Annotated in this window: 14 protein-coding genes; 10 read left to right on the forward strand and 4 right to left on the reverse strand. The window is 41.4% G+C overall.

Annotated features, from left to right (window positions below; translation table 11 throughout):
• Positions 1 to 279 precede the first annotated feature (279 nt).
• The 7 genes from MKX36_RS17880 (at position 280) to MKX36_RS17905 (ending at position 8,707) form a co-directional block, all read left to right on the forward strand.
• Positions 280 to 3,435 (forward strand): contractile injection system protein, VgrG/Pvc8 family, encoded by a 3,156-nt coding sequence (locus tag MKX36_RS17880; RefSeq protein ID WP_340865244.1) that lies wholly within the window; start codon positions 280 to 282, stop codon positions 3,433 to 3,435.
• Positions 3,436 to 3,447: 12 nt separating this feature from the next.
• Positions 3,448 to 4,047, forward strand: coding sequence for a hypothetical protein (locus MKX36_RS17885; RefSeq protein ID WP_340865245.1), 600 nt, complete (start codon positions 3,448 to 3,450; stop codon positions 4,045 to 4,047).
• Between the two features lie 863 nt (positions 4,048 to 4,910).
• The gene (locus tag MKX36_RS17890; protein WP_290409293.1) at positions 4,911 to 5,243 is read left to right on the forward strand and encodes an Imm8 family immunity protein; all 333 of its coding nucleotides are present in this window, start codon (positions 4,911 to 4,913) and stop codon (positions 5,241 to 5,243) included.
• A 36-nt stretch (positions 5,244 to 5,279) separates the two neighbouring features.
• On the forward strand, positions 5,280 to 5,534 hold the full coding sequence (locus MKX36_RS25420) for a restriction endonuclease fold toxin (protein ID WP_445671823.1): 255 nt from the start codon (positions 5,280 to 5,282) through the stop codon (positions 5,532 to 5,534).
• Between the two features lie 14 nt (positions 5,535 to 5,548).
• The gene (locus MKX36_RS17895; protein WP_263560673.1) at positions 5,549 to 5,953 is read left to right on the forward strand and encodes an immunity 7 family protein; all 405 of its coding nucleotides are present in this window, start codon (positions 5,549 to 5,551) and stop codon (positions 5,951 to 5,953) included.
• A gap of 337 nt (positions 5,954 to 6,290) precedes the next feature.
• Entirely contained in the window at positions 6,291 to 6,650 is a 360-nt protein-coding gene (locus tag MKX36_RS17900) for a putative zinc-binding protein (protein WP_016821878.1), read from the forward strand.
• 629 nt (positions 6,651 to 7,279) lie between these two features.
• Positions 7,280 to 8,707, forward strand: coding sequence for a pyridoxal phosphate-dependent decarboxylase family protein (locus MKX36_RS17905; protein WP_340865246.1), 1,428 nt, complete (start codon positions 7,280 to 7,282; stop codon positions 8,705 to 8,707).
• Positions 8,708 to 8,981: 274 nt separating this feature from the next.
• Here the strand turns inward: MKX36_RS17905 and MKX36_RS17910 are convergent, their stop codons facing one another.
• The 4 genes from MKX36_RS17910 to MKX36_RS17925 form a co-directional block, all read right to left on the reverse strand.
• Complete coding sequence (locus MKX36_RS17910; RefSeq protein ID WP_340865247.1) at positions 8,982 to 10,487, reverse strand: alpha/beta hydrolase family protein; 1,506 nt, start codon at positions 10,485 to 10,487, stop codon at positions 8,982 to 8,984.
• A 179-nt stretch (positions 10,488 to 10,666) separates the two neighbouring features.
• Complete coding sequence (locus MKX36_RS17915) at positions 10,667 to 11,191, reverse strand: VOC family protein (RefSeq protein ID WP_019688236.1); 525 nt, start codon at positions 11,189 to 11,191, stop codon at positions 10,667 to 10,669.
• A gap of 51 nt (positions 11,192 to 11,242) precedes the next feature.
• Positions 11,243 to 11,869: a type 1 glutamine amidotransferase family protein gene (locus MKX36_RS17920; protein ID WP_340865249.1), complete on the reverse strand. Its 627-nt coding sequence runs from the start codon at positions 11,867 to 11,869 to the stop codon at positions 11,243 to 11,245.
• Between the two features lie 109 nt (positions 11,870 to 11,978).
• A complete protein-coding gene (locus MKX36_RS17925; protein ID WP_340865250.1) occupies positions 11,979 to 12,941 on the reverse strand; it encodes a helix-turn-helix transcriptional regulator in 963 nt (320 codons plus the stop codon).
• Between the two features lie 323 nt (positions 12,942 to 13,264).
• On the opposite strand from MKX36_RS17925, the gene MKX36_RS17930 reads away from it, so the two are divergent.
• The 3 genes from MKX36_RS17930 (at position 13,265) to MKX36_RS17940 (ending at position 17,551) form a co-directional block, all read left to right on the forward strand.
• Positions 13,265 to 16,339 carry a contractile injection system protein, VgrG/Pvc8 family gene (locus MKX36_RS17930; protein ID WP_340865251.1) on the forward strand — a complete coding sequence of 1,025 codons (3,075 nt, stop codon included), beginning with the start codon at positions 13,265 to 13,267 and terminating at the stop codon, positions 16,337 to 16,339.
• Between the two features lie 15 nt (positions 16,340 to 16,354).
• Positions 16,355 to 16,720, forward strand: a complete 366-nt coding sequence (locus MKX36_RS17935; protein ID WP_025365544.1) for a hypothetical protein — start codon at positions 16,355 to 16,357, stop codon at positions 16,718 to 16,720.
• 408 nt (positions 16,721 to 17,128) lie between these two features.
• Entirely contained in the window at positions 17,129 to 17,551 is a 423-nt protein-coding gene (locus tag MKX36_RS17940; RefSeq protein WP_025365545.1) for a hypothetical protein, read from the forward strand.
• Positions 17,552 to 17,702 lie beyond the last annotated feature (151 nt).

A 17,702-nucleotide genomic window follows, 5' to 3' on the forward strand; every position in this document is an offset into this window, starting at 1 on the left:
TCCCTCTCATCCTCCTACTTCCAAAAATAAACATAGTAAATCCCCCAACCAATGGGTCATTCTGTAAACTAAATCTTTCTTTTAACCGATAAATACATATGCTGGGTTGTTTATTAAATATCACCTCTCGTCCCTTTATAGCGTACAAACCTTGTAATACATATCTATTTTGACTCACTGTTGTACTCATCTGTAGCTTCGATAATTCAGAAGCAAATGCAAGATGACGTGCTTCACTTGGAAATACCCATCGCATCTAGAAAGGAGTCATGAACTCACTTGAGCGTATTATCAGATGGGATCGGATATGAAAGCCTACGCTTTTATGGTCCCTTTCAGCCATTACACATCGAACAACTTCAAATAACACGCACCATTAACGATCATGCCTATTTATATATCAGTGGCATGCTCTCCGAAGAACAGGGAGCAGCTTGTATCAGTCATAATATAGAGCAAGAGCCGATTGCGATTCGTCAGTTGAATGATCAGGGACAATCGCTGAGAAGGCTGTTCCATGGGATTGTCACGCGTATGTCCGTACATTGTGTGCGAGGAGTATATACGTTTGAACTGGAGGCTGCTTCCCATTCATACCAGATGGATATTAAGCGTAAAAGGCGCTCCTATCAAGATATTCACCGCACCTATGATGGTCTGGTCACTGCGCTGGTTCGAAAATATCAGTACGGAGATGCCATTGATACGATAAGCAACCATGCCAAATTGGAGACATTTGTTTTACAATATGAGGAGACGGATTGGGCATTTTTAAAACGTCTTGCTTCTCGCTTTGGTTCCGTCCTTGTGCCAGAGGTAACCGCAGCTTCGCCCAAGGTTTTCTTCGGAATGCCTGAGGGCAAGCAACATAAGGTGGAGCGGGACGTATTTTATCGAGTACGGAAAACATTTCATGAGCTGGATGCGGAAAAGCTGGGAGAACGTGCTGGCTCATATATCACCTATATGATCGAAAGCTTGCAATTTTATGCACTAGGCGACCTTATCACGTTACCTATTGGACAAGGCAAAGAACTGGTCGTGGTTCGATCCATGACAACCTTAGCAGATGGCTTACTGCACACCCGTTATGATCTTCAAGCCGAACAAGATATCCGCTATGCCCGTTATGAAAACGATCAGGCTACTGGAATTTCGCTGACAGGAACGGTGCTCAAGGTACAGCAGGATTTTGTACAGCTTCAACTGGACATTGACCCGAAGCAAGATCCTGCCAAAGCGTGCTGGTTTCCCATCGCCACCCGTTATGTCGCGGAAGAACATAGTGGCTGGTACGATATGCCTGAGATCGGGGAACAGGTAGAGTTGTATCTGCCTACCCACCACGAACAAGATGCCTATGTCACGGATTCACTGCGACAACAACGCCACACCAATGGACAGCCAAATGTGAAGGTATGGCAACATGTGCAAGGTAGCTCCGTCGAAATGTCTGAGCACGAGCTGACCCTATCCACCTCCGGTGAATTTTACATTACACTGCATGAAGGTAACGGAATTGCCATCGACAGTCCGGGGAATGTGCAGATTCAGGGTGGTCACGTGAAGCTTGATGCTGGGCAGGAACTTTCGCTCGAAGCTGGAACGGCGCTGTATCTAAAAGGCGGAGCCAGCAGTATGGTACTGGATGGTGAGACGGATACCAAGGCTCCAGTGATTTATCAGGAAGGTACGGTGAAGGCACCTGTTTTCGTAGCTGACCTCCCTCCTGTTCCAGAACCGCCTTTGATGAGTATCAAAGCCTATGAAGCAGCCCAGTCAGCAGCTAGGGATTCATCTAGCAGCCAAGCCTCTACCCCTAAAGCAAAAGTCACAAGTCCAGCAGAGCTTAAACAGGCGAATGCCTTGATGGGTACGGTGTCCAAGCTATTAGGCTCCATTCCAGTGATGGGAAAAGTGGTTGGCGTTGTTGCAGGAGCGCTAAGTGGACCTACGGCGATTGTTGCAGGCTCGGTGCTGCTAGCAACCGCAGCTATTCCCGTTCGTAGCAAAGGAACCCCTACTGTTGGAGGCGGTAAGGGGAACGGCATTCATCCGTTGAAACACTTGGCTGGTCTAGCACTCCAAGGGCTAATAAGCCAATACGAGCATGAACGGGCTAAGGAAGCCTATTATAGCAAGTGGATTTTAGGCAAAGTGTATACGAGTGCACGTCACATAGCGCTTTCGGGTGGTCCACTGGAACTTGTCCAAAACCTGTTAAAAGAGTCAAATGCCATGGCTCATGCATATCAGCAGGTTCCTAAAAATATTCAGGAGAAATGGCTCCGAGATTATGAGGAAAAACAACGCCTTCAAGCAGCACAAACGCAGAAACACGAGAATCCAAAACTTGCATTATGGAGAGAAAGAAAAACTAATGAATATACTGCATATTGGAATCAAACTGATTATTTTACAGCCAACTGGTGGCAGGATGAAAATAAGCTAAAACAAGCAGAGCAAGCACTGCGCACTGAAATTACAATGAAGCGCAAACTATCACTGTATGATATTAAAGACCCTAATAAATTGGCCGCCATCCAGCGTATCGTCAATGCAAAACGAACACACGTATGGGATGAAGGAACTCTCAATGCCATTGAAGATGGTTTGGTAGCGATGGGTGTGGACTCTACAAATGCTATTGAGTTGGACAAAGAGAAAATGGATGCACTCATTTCTCGATACAATCAAGGCTTTATCGGACAAAAATCTGGAGATTACATGGAAAGGACAGGCTTAAGCGATTTAGTCGAAGACACGACTTATGGGATTGTAACAGCTCGTATAGGTATGGGGAGTGCAGGAAGTTCTCCTGCTAAGTCCAGCCAGCCACCTATTGCAGAAAATCCGCCTGCAAAACCCAATCCAAAGGGTGGTCCAGGTGTAAACAGGCCCATTGATGAGTTCAATGATTCGGCGATTTATAATGGGGCAAATTCAAGTAGACCTAAGGAGTCGCCTAAACTACCGAATTCGGGCAAGCCCGCTGAGGGTACCGGTAAAGTTTCAAACAAATATTTAGATAAACCTGCAGAGGAAAATGGAACACTAAATATTGGGGCACGAGGTAAACCTACAGAAGGCGCATATAATATTGATATAGACCCCAAGGCTCCTGGTGTTCATTATGGAGATGCAACAAAATTAACTAATGTTAAGACAGGGAGCCAGAGTAAAATCATTATTGAAAACCCATATGGCTATGACCCATTGAATCCTGAAGTAATAAGGGGGTTATCAAGAGACGGGGAAATTATTGTTACTGGGTCGCGCTCTAATATGAACAAGCTGGTGAGAACATTAGAGGATAGAGGATTGAAGATAAAGGGTGAAAGACGAGAGATCCCCAATGATGGCAGCTATTTGACTACAGATGGTGAAAATATAAAATCACCAATGCTAGATCAGTACACCTTTATAAGAAAGTGAGGTTATAGTGAAATGATACTTACTCTTGATATAAGTAATGAAGAATTTGATGGAATTATAGATGGTGATGGAGAATTTACACCGACTATTTTTTTGAATTTCCCAAGTGATATTAGAGGAATATACGAATTTGAACTCATAAATACAGTGATAGATATTTATAATTTTAAAGATCAAATACAAAATCAGGGACTTCATGTAAAAGATGATTCACTTTTTGTATTTGGAAAAATGAAAGTTCGAATTGAGGGGGTCAAGGGTGCTGATTTCAAACTAATTGAAGGTAACCTCCTTGCAGGACGTGAGCAATATTATAGTTGGCCATATACAATTGATAGCGGTGATATTGTATGTAAATGCGGGGGAAAGTTATCTTTCTTAGAGGATTGCTACGTAGCATTAATGATTGTTACTGAAAGTAAGCCTAAAATAACATTAACATTTGATATTAAAGAAACAGTTCCTTTTGATTTTATGAATAGCAGTAGCATAGAGCAAGCAAATTTAAAAAAAGTAGAGTCTAAACAAATGAAATCTCATGGGAAGTTGTTTGATTTCGACTTTTTCCACGAGTATTTTGGATCTGGGAGAAGAGCTATTAAGAGTGAGTAGTTCAAATGTTAAATAAAAGGATCATCTAATGGCTTATTCTTATCTGAAACGTTGAGGAGGAATGAGCCCTTTTTCCACAAAAAAAATAATTTTTCATCCCTCCCTATCATTAACCTACCAAAAGAACAAATTAAAAGATTAAGAAAACTTTTAATCTGAGAGGAAGAAATTTGTGATTAAAAAAAATATAAACCTAATAACAAACGCTACTTTAGATAAAGATGATCGTGTTATAGTAGCTGCTCTAAAGTTATTAAAAAATGATTGAAATTTAGAAAATTAGAGGGTAACTATTTTGATCAACTTGTTAATACGATTCCTCTGATTAAAGAAAGAATCAAAGGCACTTTTAATCGAAACAATTGTGGAATCTCCAGAATTCGTTTCCGACGATACGATACTGGACGAATATGTGAAACTTATATCCGAAGGACGACTAACGTTCAGGAAGCTACAAGATGTTTAGGTGCATTTACCGCTTCCGGCTCTACAAAAATCAAATATTCATACAATTGGCCAATAAATTAAATCATAAATTTGCCGCTGAAATACTAGTTTCAATGGGACGTTCTAATTGGGGAGAAATCCCTCATTACCTAGAATCATTCGCTCAAGAGGTTCAAACAGCACAAATGATAAGATATCGTTCAGGAATAATTGCGGCCTTATTATTAATTATTCATCCTCTATGTTCAGAGTACGCCCCTATCTTTCCCCTAAAACAGTGACTTGAGATCCCTCCCCATCTGAAGGCGTTTGACTTGAAAGAGAAAATGTTCGAAGAATACAGCGCTGGTAAAGCAGGGGCACCAAAGCAGATAAGTAATGTTCATACTGATAGTGGAGAGTAGGAGAATATTTAAATGCTTATAATAAAGGCTTTAACAAAGATCTATGAGGATTGGGGTGAAGGTATAGACGACTTCTATATTACTTATAGTATAGATATCGGACCCAGTGAAATAAACGGAGCATCAGACATGTTTTCATTTGAACTAGTAAGTCCTAAAAGGTTAGCTAGGATGACAGGCCAAGGTGATATTATTATCGGGCATGGTCATTTTATAGCAAGGGACTTTAATGAAAATATACTTGAAGCAACATTAAATCGTATCATTAATAAATGCGCAGATAATGATATTAATAAGGCATACAAAAACCTATCCGCATATTTTCGTTGGGAGATGGATAAATAATTAACAATATCCCTAGAAGCCAGATTTATATTTAGTATTTACTTTAAGGGACGTGAGTTTGCTTTGGTAAGCGACCAGTACACTGCTCAGACCAAACCATTGTTGAACAATTTAGATAAGCAATTTAGAAAACAAACGAAGGCTACAGATCGAAGCAGCATTGAAACGAACAGAAAAGCATATTTTCACTTTGAAGGTAAGCCCGATGATAGGGTTTTAAGACAACTTAAAGAATATGCCGAAAGATGTGGTGTAGAAATAATTATTGATACTAAGCCCCTAATACCTTGAGAGGATGAGTAGAAATGTTTGAGTATCACGAGTGGGTAACTATCAGAGAAAGTTCCTCATTTGAAGATGATGATGAAAAATTATCGTTAATTATTGAAGATATACAAAACTTTTTGAATGAATTGGATTGGTCTTCTGGTGTTCTCGATTTAAGAGCTGTAAATGGAGATTATCAACTCTGGATAGCAGGTCTTAACAATCATAAACCTGCTGTTAAGCACAATCCAATAGAAGTATTAAAAAAGGTAGGGGAGTTAGCCCCAGGATCGTATGGAGTTTTATATGTAAAGGATAGTGATGATATAAAATTATTTAATGAATTTAGGGTTCATGCGTTAATTCGAGGTGCAGTGACTGAACATACGGACCCCTTCTTGTCTCCATTCATACCTAAAGTAGAAGATGACTATGAGGATTGAAATGTTTTAAAACAGAACGATGGATTTCCCCCAGACAGTAAAACTAATCACTACAACCAACAAACTAAACAATAAAAAACGTAAAATTGGTAAAAAATTAAAAGCTTATTCCAACTTCAATCTATGAGTTGGGATAAGCTTTTTTCTAAAGATCTAGCTGATTTTATATACACACACAATTAGCCCTATAACAGATTTCACAAAAATATTGTCGTGATCACGATCACGGTTTAGACTGTAAATTTAAGTTAAAATACAAACAATTTAAAATTTATTTTACCTAAAACCAAAGATACCGTGATGGATCACAAAGAAAAAAACAAGGAAGTGTACAAAGATGAAAAGAACGGATTTACCTCTTGTCTATTCTTGTTCTGGATGTTCCTCCGCAGCACAAACCGCTAACATGATCGCTATACAAATGGATCGAGAAAAAGTCGCTGAAATGTCCTGCATAGCTGGTGTTGGTGGTGATGTCAAACCACTTGTCAGAACAGCAAAATCGGGACGTGACATCATTGCAATTGACGGCTGCCCCTTGTCCTGTTGCAAGAGTTGCTTAGCAAGACATGAAGTTCAACCCAAACACCATTTCCTGCTGTCTGACTTTCACGTACCCAAAATAATAGGAGAAGATCCTAACCCCGATCATTATAGGAATGCTTACACACAAATCTTAGAACAAATAGGGCAATAATTCCCCATCGAAGTTAAGATGTTGTGTATATATAGTAAAAGTATAGCTGGCTCTCATTATGTAACAATATCGTAAAATAGTTTGTACTGGTGGCTCCTAACACATCTTTAGGGGCCACCAGTATTTTTTTCTCCCAGTTGAATCATTGGATATAAAAATCCTAAAGAATTTGGAGCTCTAATTGGAGTCATTATTTAAATATTCAAGTAGCTCAGTTGCAACATCTGGCAAAGCGTTTCGAGCACTTTATTTACAAGTACTATACATTTATTCTCTTTTTTTAATTATTTTCAGATAACTAAGGTTTCCCCCTCCCCCCTCCTATATTACAAGCTCCCCCGTTTCCTTAGCTGTCTTGTAAAATTACTCGTCGTTACCATCCAAGCAACACAGCACTATATAGCTGCTTACCAGCCTTGAACTGGAGTACTATCTCATTCCCAGCATCACGTTTCCTGCATTTGCACTGAACGGAGATTTTATAGCCCTCTTTGCCTTTGAGAATTACTTTGCGTAATAGCGAAGAGCCTAAAAACAAACATAATGATGAAATCGGTGAATATCACAATATGACAACAGATGTTATATTATACTTTGGTTGAAGTTAAACAAAGGAGATGGAGATGCTTATGATGAATCAAGAACCAAATCAGCAATTAGGTGAAATTATTGAGCAGTTCATACATTCATACATGGCAGAAAATAACAATATCCGCTCTCAAAAAGTAATCAACACTGCAGATGAGGATACCATAGCTCATTTACGGGAAATTGGTTTTCCCAAAAAAGGAAGACCGATAAAAGAAGTTGTCAATGAAATGAGGAAAAACGTCTATCCTTATCAAACGTTTATGCAACACCCTCGCTTTTTCGCATTGGTTCCTAGTCCAATGTCTCTTTACTCTTGGCTAGGAGATATCATGACCAGCGCTTATAATACCCACGCCGGAAGCTGGATGCTGAGTTCGAGTGCAAGCCTTCTAGAGGGGGAAGTAATCCGGTGGATGTGTGACCAAGCAGGATATCCCGATACGGCTGGAGGCTTATTTCTGTCCGGCGGATCGTTGTCCAATTTGACCGCTTTGGCAGCTGCACGCAATGCAAAGTTATCCGAGCAGGAGTATGCCCTTGGAACTGCTTATGTTTCAGACCAAACTCATTCATCGGTCGCCAAAGGGTTACGCATTCTTGGATTCCGTGGTGATCAGATCAGAAAGATTCCAAGTGATACAAATTTTCGTATGGATGTTTCAGCCTTAGAAAAAAAAGTAATGGATGATCAGGCAGCTGGCATGAAGCCTTTTGCCATCATTGCCACGGCAGGCACAACCAATACAGGAAGCATTGACCCGCTAAACGAAATTGCTGACCTATGTGAAAAACAAAATATTTGGTTACACGTGGATGGAGCTTACGGGGCATCGATTTTGGCTTCTTCGAAATATAAGTCTCTTTTGAGCGGGATATCGCGTTCAGATAGCATTACCTGGGATGCACATAAATGGTTAATGCAGACCTATTCCTGTAGCGTAGTTTTAGCCAAAGAAAATCAACAGCTCAGAAACTGCTTCAGCACACATCCAGAATATTTGAAAGATGCCGAGACTAATGAAGAACATATTAATTATTGGGATCTGGGTCCTGAATTAACGCGGCCTGCTCGAAGTTTGAAATTATGGGTGACACTGCAAGCTTTGGGGACTGATGCTGTCGGTGAAGCCATAGAGCATGGAGTTCAACTCGCAGAATGGGCTGAAGATGAAATCAAAAAACATAATCATTGGGAAATTGTATCCCCCGCACAATTAGCGATTGTTAATTTTCGATATGCGCCGGCTGGATTATCTGAGCAAGAATTAGATTCGCTCAATAAAAAGATCTCCAAAGAAATGGTGACCAATGGATACGCCTCTGTGTTTACAACACAACTTAATGGAAAAACGGTTCTCCGAATCTGTGCAATTCACCCAGATACTACGGAACATGAAATCAGGAATACAATTCAGCTTTTATCGAATATAGCACGCTCATTGAATGAGAAAAAAGCTCTTTTGTGATGAAAAATTTTGAAATGAAATGCTACACTTTCTGTAAATGAATAAAAATGCTCAACATCACACAAATAAGAGGGGCACGCCGCCCCTCTTTGGTCCACTCTTTGAAGCAGGTCAAAATATATTTTTGAAATTTTATGTGTATGATGGCTAGTTTCTCAATCGCATTGTATTCGTTCTTCTTAGGCAAAGGAAAACTCCCCTTAAGTAGCGGTTTATTTATTAAACCTGTCTACTTGAAGGGGAGCATGTCAAAATCGGCAGCCTGTTCCGTAATTTATAATAGCGAGGTTACGAACTTCACCTCTGGAAAGCGGCTATCCGGTCCTTTCATTAAGATTCCGCCTTGATTTTTCAGATACATATCGAAGAAATCCAGCATATAGGCATTGATAACGGAGTTCGCTCTTTCGGGCGCAATCTGTCCTGTAATGCCCAGCATTTTAAAAATCGGAGAAATTAACTGTACGTCGGTAAAATTCAAATGCTCCGTATTTTCGATATAGAGGACTTGTCCCCCTTCGTCGACCGTTTCGCGCATCCGTTGAAGCTCCAACTTTTTATCTTCCGTTACTTGATCCTCCCACTCTCTTGTTGATCCCATACGGTTAAGCTCTGCATCCGTGTAGATCCGGTTATCCATCACCATTTTTAATTTTTCGAAATAGCTTTCCGAGTTGATGAACAAAAACGGCTTTCGCAGTCCCTCTCTGTCACGCAGTCGATAAAGCCCTCCATCAAAGTCTATTCCAACCGCGATTCGCGGATCGTAAGAAGCGTCATAGGCCGTCGCTCCGCCGATGGAATGGCCGAACACCCCGACATGACCGAGATCAATCTTCCCTTTTAGATGACTTGGAACCTGCCCCGATTGGATGAGCTCGAATTGGTCCAGCGTAAACGCCACATCACCGGTTAAAACTTTTCCCAACTTGTCACGATTTTCGCTTTCCGTCCGGTAATCATGATCGGGCGAGAATAAGTCGTCGGTTATGCTGGTCGTGATTCGACCGTCCGGAAACTCGGTTGCAAATGTATTGTAGGTGTGGTCGATCACTGCCACGATATATCCGTGACTCGCGAGATTTTCGGCTTGCGACGTGTGGAGAAACCTAGAAGAGCCGTTGCCGGGATTCCCAAGGATCAGCGGGTATGAAGTCTGTGCCGAAGAGACTTCGGCTCCCGAATAAGCATGACTGGATACGTACTTCAGGTGTTGAAACGTAAACCCGGGAAGCCCATAGTTCTCAGCCATATAACGTAAAATCTCGGGATCGGGAATAAATGGAGCGTACTTGCCGGTGCTAGCTTGAGTCGGATACCAGACCTGAACCATCAATTCCCTCTTGCCTGTCTCAGTTTTGCCAAATGTCTCCCCACGGCTTGGATCGATGAAATGAAAGACTTGTGTGCCTACCTTCAACTCGCCGGTTGGCGCCGGAAAGTTGAATACGGGAAACACATAGAGGAAGCACCCTGTTACGATTAGCCCAATCACGATAAAAAGGCGGCCTAGCATCCTACGGATTCGCGAGGCAGTCCGAACGACTTTCGGCGTTATGAAAACGTCTATGAGCGAAAGCGAAAGTATCAGGATCGTTAATCCGTATAAAAATAAAAGCTGAATCCTATATCCTTCGACAAGCAAATGTATCACTAAAAAAATGGAGCTTGCTCCACTTGTCAGGAGCAAAGCTGATCTTCGGATACGTTGATTGGTAATGAACAGGAGTGCCAACAAACAAGCGCTTGAAAAGAATAGCAGCATTTCAAAAAACCTCACGCCAACTCCCCCTTAAAAAATAATCCTATCAATGGATTAGTATAGAGGAGCAGCTAGGTTGATACCATTGATCTAGATGACAATTGCCTAACACTCTTGTAAGGTCGCGTGACGATGGCGCAGAAAACGGCATGTAATGTGCTGATTAATACGTTTTACCAAAAAGTGATCGCATGCATTTATTCTCCACTAAAGCTTTTGGCCCATTCAGCAACCCTACGACTGCTTTCTTCTTCGGACAAATCCTCGATCCTGGTCATAATAGACCATCTTACTCCACAAGGATCTAATATACTTGCGAATCGATCCCCTGAAACAAAGTTTGTAACGGGTTCCCTTACTTTCGCTCCTCTTGCTACCGCCTTTTCAATGACCTGATCCACATTCATAACGTAAATTCCGAAAGAATAACACGCATTATCTCCATCTGGAGGCAAGACCAATTGATATGTCGGATTCGCTGCTCCCAGCTGCAAAAAACCATTTCCAAAATCTAATTCCGCATGAACAATGATTGTATTGCCATTCTCATCAGGATATTCAGTAATGTCCTTAACCCTCGCATTGAAAACTGTTTTATAAAACTCTATCGCTTCCGAAGGATTCTTCACGGTAATAAACGGGGTAATAGATGTAAAGCCGTTGGGTATACCCTTACTTGTATATTTACCTGACACTCCCACATATTCTCTGCTTTCAGTCATTTTAACTCCTCCTTTAAATGATCTTAACAGTTCAATTTAATGCGCATACCTTCATTGGATGGAATTCATCAACTCATAGTAATATTTGGATGCACGTGTCTTATTTAGACTATACCAGGCTTCTAATGTTTTAGAAGAAAACACACCCAGAGCTTTCAAAACGTGTACGGTGAATTCCAACGGAGCTGTTCCAGATGCAGTGATTAGTTTTCCATCCGTTACAGCAGACTCCATTTTGTAATACTTTTCGCCCGTGTAGGTGGGACAGGTCATTTGGAGGTATTCCAGATCATTGCTTGTATGCGAACGTGAATTCAGCAGTCCTGCCTGAGCAAGTCCGATGGTAGCACCACAAATCGCAGCAACCCATATACCTTCCTCTAAGCACCTCTCAGCGATTTTTAAAATCGGTTGATGAATGGTTTCTGTCCATGTATTGCCACCAGGTAAAATCAATGCATCCGTGCTCTCAATGCTGCCCTCATCCAGTGTGATGTCAGGCAGGATTGTCAATCCACCCATGGTAGTGACAGGAGTCCTTTCCATTCCCACAGTAACTATTTTGGATGGGCCCAGCCCCTTTTTATAATATCTTCCTGAGTTCAGTTCGGCAGTTAAGTAACCGATTTCCCAGTCTGCCATGGTGTCAAATACATAAAGATATACCGTACTATTCATTCACAGGTTCTCCTTATTTTATAATTTATCAAGTGATACCAACCCTCAGTGATCCATGATTATTCTCATTATAAAAAAGCTTCACTGACATCTGCTGTCAGTGAAGCTTTTAACGTTGATAATATTCCATTAACTCCGACGCAACCGCAACAAGTTTTTCCTTCAAGCTCTGTGGTTCGATGATCTGAATGGATTTCCCGTAGGGTAGGAGTAAATGAGGGACATATGTATGAAGTGATTTTTCCTCAAGCAAAAAGATGGCTTGATTAGCAGTTCGCTCTTTCAGATGATGCCCCAAAAACCAATGTAGACATAAGTCATCCAATGCCTCTGACCTGCCTTCGATCATTAAAGAAATTAAACCGTCCTTGCCCACTAAATCAGGTAACAGATTTTGCATGAAAAATTCACGAGCTGAAAAAGCCTCAGGACGCTTAAATAGGCTTGGAGTGCGTTTGATCTGTAAAATCCGTTCTGCCCGAAAGCTACGGATCTCATTTCTTAGGTGACAAAATGCAATAGTATACCATTTGTTGTTCCAGTAAACCATTCCATAGGGGTCTATCACTCTATTCTTGGGTTGTTCTTCATGGCTCGTGCGATAATCCATTTCGACAGAGAATTGGTTGGCTACAGCCTGCTCCAATTCTGCCAATATCGGCTGAAGAGAAGGATCTCCTATGCGATTTATCACTTCAAATCCGGCTAAATGACGGCTAAGTATACTTTCTTGCTCTTGATTCGAATACATTTTCAATTTTGAGGTCGCACTGCTTAATGCCTCACTTAAAGGAGATCCAGCTTCTTTTGCAAAAACAGCAGCATGAAGGAGTGCCTTTTTTTCCTCCATATCAAATAGTAAGGGTGCTCTAATAAAATTATTCAGCAAGCTATACCCGCCATGATGACCCGTGTCGGATATTATTGGCACTCCACTGGCGCATAGAGCGTCAATATACCGATAAACTGTTCTTATATTTATTTCTAACTTTTCGGATATTTGTTTTGCCGTCATTTTTACACCCGAATTCAGCATCCATAGAATGGCCAGCATATTATCGTTTTTTGGCATAACCTAAACCCTCCTCTCTCATTAAAAGCTGATCTTTTATAGATAACTCTTTGTACTCTTCTTACCACCTATTATATGCTTTTTTCCATCTTATACTTCCCTCTCATATCTTCTAATTCCAGATTTACACATAGTAAATACCATAATGAATGGGTCATTCTGTAAACTAACTCTCTCTTTTAACCGATAAATACATATGCTGGGTTGTTTATTAAATATCACCTCTCGTTTCTTAATACCAAACAACCCCCGTAATACATTACATAGATGACGTGCTTTACTTGGAAATACCCATCGCATCTAGAAAGGAGTCATGAACTCACTTGAGCGTATTATTAGATGGGATTGGATATGAAAGCCTACGCTTTTATGGTCCCTTTCAGCCATTACACATCGAACAACTTCAAATAACACGTGCCATTAACGATCATGCCTATTTACATATCAGTGGGTTGCTCTCTGAAGAACAGGGAGCAGCTTGTATTGGTCAAAATATGGATCAAGAGCCGATTGTGATTCGTCAGTTGAATGATCAGGGACAATCGCTAAGAAGGCTGTTCCATGGGATTGTTACACGTATGTCCGTACACTGTGTGCGAGGCCTGTATACGTTTGAACTAGAGGCCGCTTCCCATTCATACCAAATGGATATTAAGCGTAAAAGGCGCTCCTATCAAGATACTCACCGTACCTATGATGATCTGGTCACTGCGCTGGTTCGAAAGTATCAGTATGGAGATGCCATTGACACGGTAAGCAACCATGCCAAATTGGAGACATTTGTTTTACAATATGAGGAGACGGATTGGGCGTTTTTAAAACGCCTCGCTTCTCGCTTTGGTTCCGTACTTGTGCCAGAGGTAACCGCAGCTTCGCCCAAGGTTTTCTTCGGAATGCCGGAAGGCAAGCAGCATAAGATCGAGCGGGATGTATTTTATCGAGTACGGAAAACATTTCATGAGCTGGATGCGGAAAAGCCGGGAGAACGTGCTGGCTCGTATATCACCTATATGATCGAAAGCCTACAATACTATGCGCTGGGCGACCTCATCACGTTACCCATTGGACAAGGCAAAGAACTGGTCGTGGTTCGAGCAGTGACCACACTAACGGATGGCTTACTGCGCACCTGTTACGATCTTCAATCCGAACAAGATATCCGCTATGCCCGCTATGAAAATGATCAGGCTACTGGAATTTCGCTGACAGGAACAGTACTGAAGGTACAGCAGGATTTCGTACAGCTTCAACTAGACATTGACCCGAAGCAAGATCCTGCCAAAGCCTGCTGGTTTCCCATCGCCACCCGTTATGTCGCCGAAGAACACAGTGGCTGGTACGATATGCCTGAGGTCGGGGAACAGGTGGAATTGTATTTGCCTACCCATCGCGAACAAGATGCCTATGTCACGGATTCACTGCGACAACAACGCCACACCAATGGTCAGCCGAATGTGAAGGTATGGCAACATGTGCAAGGTAGCGGCGTAGAAATGTCTGAGCATGAGCTGACCCTATCCACCTCCGGTGAATTTTCCATTACGCTGCATGAAAGTAACGGCATTACCATCGACAGTCCGGGGAATGTGCAGATACAGGGTGGTCATGTGAAGCTGGGTGCAGGCGAGGAACTTTCTCTCGAAGCTGGAATGGCGTTGTATTTAAAAGGCGGAGCCAGCAGCATGGTACTGGATGGTGAGACGGATACCAAAGCTCCGGTGATTTATCAGGAAGGTACGGTGAAGGCACCTGTTTTCGTAGCTGACCTCCCTCCTGTTCCAGAACCGCCACTCATGAGCATCAAAGCCTATGAAGCAGCTCAATCAGCAGCCAAGGATTCATCTAGCAGCCAAGCCTCTACCCCTAAAGCAAAAGTCACCAGTCCAGCAGAGCTTAAACAGGCGAATGCCTTGATGGGTACGGTGTCCAAGCTATTAGGCTCCATTCCAGTGATGGGAAAAGTGGCTGGCGTTGTTGCAGGAGCGCTAAGTGGACCTGCAGGAGGTGTGATTCTGAGAGCAACCGCAGCGATCCCAGTTCGGAGCAAAGGGACCCCTACCGTTGGAGGAGGCGGTAAGGGGAACGGCATTCATCCGTTGAAACACTTGGCTGGTCTAGCATTACAAGGGTTAATTACTGAGTATGAACATGAGCAAGCGAGACATGCCTACTATAGCAAATGGATTCTGGGGAAAGTGTATACAAGCGCACGTCAAATAGTACATTCCGGCAGCCGATTAGAGTTGATCCAAAACTTGTTGACAACATCGAAAACCATGGTTCATGCCTATCAACAGGTACCTAAAAGTGTTAAAGATAGAATGCTGAGGGAATATAAAGAACAAGAAAAAGCAAGGGCTGAAGCTGCTCTCAAAGCAGAAAAAGAAGCTAGAGCTAAAGCCCTTAAAGCGAAAAAAGAAGCTGCGCCACCAGAGCTTACAGATGAAGAGTATGAGAGAATTTATAGTGATTATGTCTATTGGGCTTCATTAGAAGGTGATCGCAGACCTGAAATTCCGCTAGGAAGCTACCGTGCTGAGGACGGGGTGGTTCGTGTAGCGAATGGAGATCCAGATTTTAAATACTACGATGACTGGAAACAAAACTATCCAGGAGATTTTTTGGTTCTATCTAATCAAGAGGGCATCACACCGGAAGAACAACGATGGATGAGCTATGCAAACCTAACAGCAGAGCCGTTTGCACTCGACGGTCGAGGTGGTGAAGGTAGAGCCTTTAAAAATGAATTCTCCAAAATGAGCAAAGAAGAGGCATCTGAGAACGCTAGGCTCGCAAGAGTAAATGTGAGGAGAATTCAACAGCGAATAGATCAAAAAAGCATTACTACAAAAAATGCGTCCGAGCCTATTGAGAATGCATCAGAAGTTATGCCTTCAAAAGCAGGCAAACCCAAGGAGAAACCTCCTAAAATGGAGGGGACCGGACAAGGTCTTGAAAACAGAGGCTATAAGCCGCAACCCGATGAAAGAACGACAACACGAGAAGATTGGAAAGCGCAGGATAGAGAAGCGAGAATACGCTCAAATCTCTCTCAATCTTCCCCAATAAGTATTCCTCCTACTGCATCAGTAAAAATACAGTCAAAGACTGGGTATGAGCAGATACAGTTTAAATGGTCAGACGGTTATTACAAGTATGAAGGACGTTGGCATACGCGAACACCTGGAGCGCCTCAAAATCAAGGAAATACTTGGGTTATTGAACGAACCACACCAGGAAATACTACTGGACAGCAGAGGACGTATCATATTTTAACTGGTGATAATCAATGGACTCCAAGACATGAATGGCAAACTGCTATTAACGCTAGAAAGAATGGTACTGCGACAGCAGAACAAAATAAGATGTTGGAAAATGGACACTGGCCAGCACCATAACAAGGAGATGGAGTCATGGAAATAATAAATAGTAAATACTATGAAGGTTATGAGGGCGAAGGAGAGATACAATTTATAAGGCATCTCTCTAATGGTGATAAGTATGTAATAAGAATCTGGGATGGTTACTTTGATGAAATAATGAGGGGAATAAAGCCAGAAGAAAGCGGTTGGACAGGTCTGGCATATTACTACAATGTTGAAGAGCCTTGGTGGGAAAGACCATGGCAGATCCCAGATATAGCAATTGCCTTAAAACAACTACAAGAAATAAAAACAGAGCAATTAAATGTGGAGACAAAGGAACTGCTTATAGAGCTTTGCAAATTATTGTCTGATTCTTGGAGATTAAACGAAACTGTGTGGATTGCTGATGAGTAGTACGCAATATAATTAGCTGTTGTAGTTTAACAAACCAAGAGCAGAATCATACAATACAACTAATAAATCAAACACTAGTAGTTCAATACTTGATAAACTTTCAATGCTCTTTACAACTTGACTGTAGGAATAAGCCTTTTTACACAGGTTAAATGATTTGCCATTCCTCCCCTCAGAGTTAATATACACCAACCACGGGAGGGAGATGTGTAATGTCAGATTGGTTTCTCGAAGTGTGGTGAAATGATTTTATCAAAGATTTTCCGGTGAACAAAAGGATACATTCTACCAAAAGATGAAGCATCTATTCGACAGTTGGGCAAAAATAAGTTTATAAAAACCGATAGGACATGGACTAACATTAATCTTTAAATGAAGTTCATATTCCATTAGAGGCGAAACAAAAGAATGAATCTTAAAGAAATTGAGAATTTACCTGATGTATTACCAACAGAAACATTAGCGTTGATGTTTCAAAACGTATTGAATGAATTTGATACGGGTAAAATTGAGAAAAAGGATTTTTTATTAATTCTTAGTCAATTAACAGATAGACAAGTTATGACCTACGAATTATTGGAAATCAAAGTAAGAAATAGTATAGATAAGGTGCTTCACAGGTTGTGGAATACTGACTCTTATGATGATGTAGATATCATTCTTTCAATTGCTGTAAACCTCGGACTAAAAAATTGCTTTCAAAAAATTAAAGATTCAATAAATCAAGATAAGGATATAGACGAATTAATTTTAAAAGAAATTATAGAAACAATTGATGAAGTTGGTGGAAATATTTCGAATCCATATCATAGTTTAGAAAGATTCAAATAAGCCATGTCAATAGTTTGTCGATAAATTCGGATAATTTTTCTGAAAAGGCTTAACATTATGGGTTTTCTACTTCATTTTCCTTCAACTCAACTAAACTCAACAAAAATGCACCCTCTAGCATTCATTGGACAAACCAAGAGGTTTGATCCAA

Origin of the sequence: Paenibacillus sp. FSL W8-0439 (assembly GCF_038008995.1) — a bacterium.
GTDB lineage: Bacteria > Bacillota > Bacilli > Paenibacillales > Paenibacillaceae > Paenibacillus > Paenibacillus polymyxa.